The organism is Pseudonocardia pini, from assembly GCF_013870575.1.
Taxonomy (GTDB): domain Bacteria; phylum Actinomycetota; class Actinomycetes; order Mycobacteriales; family Pseudonocardiaceae; genus Pseudonocardia; species Pseudonocardia pini.
Genome location: NZ_JACBXB010000723.1, coordinates 1 through 2829 on the forward strand (window position 1 = coordinate 1; position 2829 = coordinate 2829).

General features: G+C 73.1%; 3 protein-coding genes. All 3 read left to right on the top strand.

Annotation, left to right across the window (positions count from 1 at the left end):
• Positions 1-214: 214 nt before the first annotated feature.
• A complete protein-coding gene (locus tag H5J29_RS27835; protein WP_181783957.1) occupies positions 215-586 on the top strand; it encodes a hypothetical protein in 372 nt (123 codons plus the stop codon).
• The gene (locus H5J29_RS27840; RefSeq protein WP_181783958.1) at positions 583-2553 is read left to right on the top strand and encodes a hypothetical protein; all 1971 of its coding nucleotides are present in this window, start codon (positions 583-585) and stop codon (positions 2551-2553) included. Before H5J29_RS27835 ends, H5J29_RS27840 begins: the two co-directional genes overlap by 4 nt.
• On the top strand, positions 2550-2829 hold a 280-nt coding region (locus H5J29_RS27845; protein WP_181783959.1), incomplete at its 3' end, for a hypothetical protein. The genes H5J29_RS27840 and H5J29_RS27845, both read left to right, overlap by 4 nt.

Below are 2829 nucleotides of genomic sequence, written 5' to 3' on the forward strand. Positions count from 1 at the left end.
GCGTGAGGCGCTCGACGCGCGTTACGCGTTGGAGGAGGAGGCCTCCTGAGGCCCACCTCCCCGGCGACCGGAATCCACCCGCCATACTCGTGGCGGGTGGGCGGTCCCGTGTGGGGCGCGGTCGTGACCGCGTGTCCCGCGGGGCCCGGATCCGCCGGGACGCCGAGCACGCAGACGACAGGCCGGGCGGACCGGCGAGGAACGGAGTGACGCGGTGAGCATGCCTACCGCGGCGGAGCTGACCCGCGCCCGCACGGCGCGGCGCGGCGTGGCCGTGATGCTCGTCGTGGCCGGCGTCGCCGCCTGCCTGCTGAGCGTGTTCGACGTGGCTGCGGGCACCGGCCTGCGGCTGTCCGTCACCGTCGGCTTCCTGCTGCTCGGCCCGGGCTGGGCGGCGGCGGGCTTCCTGCGCCGCGCGCCCGCGGCGCACATGTGGCTGCTGACTCTCGGCGTGGGGATCGCGACGACACTCCTCGCGGCCCAGGTCATGGTCAGCGCCGTCTGGTGGCACCCCGACCTGATGCTCTACATCGTCGCGGGCCTGAGCGTGCCGTTCCTGCTGCGGCACGCGGTGGTCGCGCAATGACCGCCCAGGACACCCGCCGTGGTGCGGGGGACGACGCCACCCAGGTGATGAGCCCCGTGGGCGGCCCCCGGGACCCGGTCGACCCGCCCACCACGGCGCTGCCCGTCATCCCGAAGCCGCCCGAGGAGGAGCCGGCCCCGCCGACCTGGTTCGAGCGCAACCGGCCCCTGCTCGACCGCTGGCTCTCGCCCGCGCTGGCCGTCCTGGCCCTCGCGATGCTGCCGATCGCGGTCGTCACCACCGACCTCGACGCGCTCGACGGCTGGGGCCTGGCCAAGGTCCTCGGCCCCGCCGCGTGGCTGGCGCTGCTGTTCGCGATCGGCTCGTGCGTCACCGAGCTCTACGCCAAGCGCCCCCGCATCCCGATGCTGGGCGCCGCGACCGGCGTGCTGATCCTCTGCTCCACCGGGCTGCCGTCCGTCGTGCAGCCCGCGGCCCGCTTCGGCACCGCCTGGACCATCACCGGGTTCGTCGACGCCGTCGCGGTCGCCAACGGCGTGCCGCCGCAGGGTCTCGACGCCCGGTTCTCCTGGCCCGCGTTCTTCGCCCAGTGGGCGTGGTTCCGACAGGCCTCGGGCGCCGACCAGCTCGACGACGTGCTGCGGTGGTTCCCGCCCGCCGTCGTCGCGGTGTGGGCGATCGGGATCTACGCGCTCGCCCGCTCGATGCTCGGGGGCAGCCGCGCGCCGTGGGCCGCGGCCTGGCTGTTCGTGGGCCTGAACTGGATCGAGCAGGACTACTTCTCGCCGCAGGCCACCGGCATCTGCCTGCTGCTCACGGTGCTGACCTTCGCGCTGGGCCCGCTGGCCACCCGTCGGACGGACCCGAGCGGCGCGCCCGGTTGGCCCGCCCCGCACCTGGGTGCCAAGCGGCTGCCGCTGTGGCACCGCTGGATCGTCTCGGCGGGGACCCCGCCGAACCGGCCCACGCTGCCGCCGCGGCAGATCCTGCTCGTCTACTTCTGCGCGGCGCTCTGCATCATCGCGGTCATCCCGGCGCACCAGCTCACGCCGTTCGCGATCCTGGGCCAGCTCGCCCTGCTCGCCGTCGTGGGCCGGTACCGGGGCCGTGGCCTCGTGCTCGTCGGGATCATCGGGGTGATCCTGTTCATCCTGATCGCCGCCCGGCCCATCTGGACCACCCAGATCGGGCTGTTCATCGGCGACGGCAACACGGGCGCGGCGCTCGAGGCGGGCGTCGGGGACCGGCTGACCGGCGACTTCGGGCAGCAGGTCGTGAAGTACGGCCGGTTCCTCATGGCCGCGATCTCGTACGGCCTGGGCTTCCTCGGCGCGATCGTCTACTGGCGGCGCCGCCGGGACCTGGTGCCGATCGGCCTGGCCGTGGTGCCGATGGGCTTCGCCGCGCAGGGCTACGGCGGCGAGGGCTTCCTCCGGATCCTCCTGTTCGGCCTGCCGATCCTCACCATCCTCGCCACCGACCTGCTGCGCTTCCTGGTCCGCTGGCGCGGCTGGATGCGCCCGGTGTTCGCGGTGGGCATGGTCGCGCTGTTCGCGATGCTGATCTTCCTGCGCGGCGGCAACGACTCCTACCAGGTCGTCTACCCGCGAGACGCCGAGATGTACCGGCAGGTCGTGGCCACCACGCCGCCGGGGCAGAACGTCATGCCGCTGTCCGACCCGGGTCCGTTCGCCATCGAGGGGCTCACCGCGTACGGCCGCGGCGGCGGCATCGAGGGCTGCGGCCGGATCGCGCCCGCCACGGACAAGCTGGGCTGCATCGCGACGATCAACCCGGACGTCATCGTCAACTTCCGGTCGATCGAGGAGCAGGGCGTGCACCTGTTCCTCAACCAGCCCGGCTGGTCGCTGGACCTGGCGAACCAGCTGATCGCGCAGGGGACCTACTACATGTGGTTCCAGGACCCCACGGACCCGTACGACTTCGTGCTCCGCAAGACCGGTGTGCCGGTCATCGACGGGGCGACGCAGGGGAGGCCCGGATGATCCTGGACCCCGCCTTCGACAAGTGGGTCTGGTTGTCGTTCGCCGGGCTGCTCGTGGTCCTCGGCATCCGTGCCTGGGTCGTGGAGAGCAGCCGGACGCGGCTCGCGAGCTCGGCCGGTCGGATCCGCACGCTGACCGCCGCGTCGGCAGGCATGGTCGTCGTGGTCGTCGCGCTGCTGTGGGTGCAGGGCGGCCAGCAGGTCATGAACTCCGTCCTGAACCGGGTCGACCCGATCACCGGGCTACCGCTCGACCAGCCCGTGGCGCCGGTCGTCG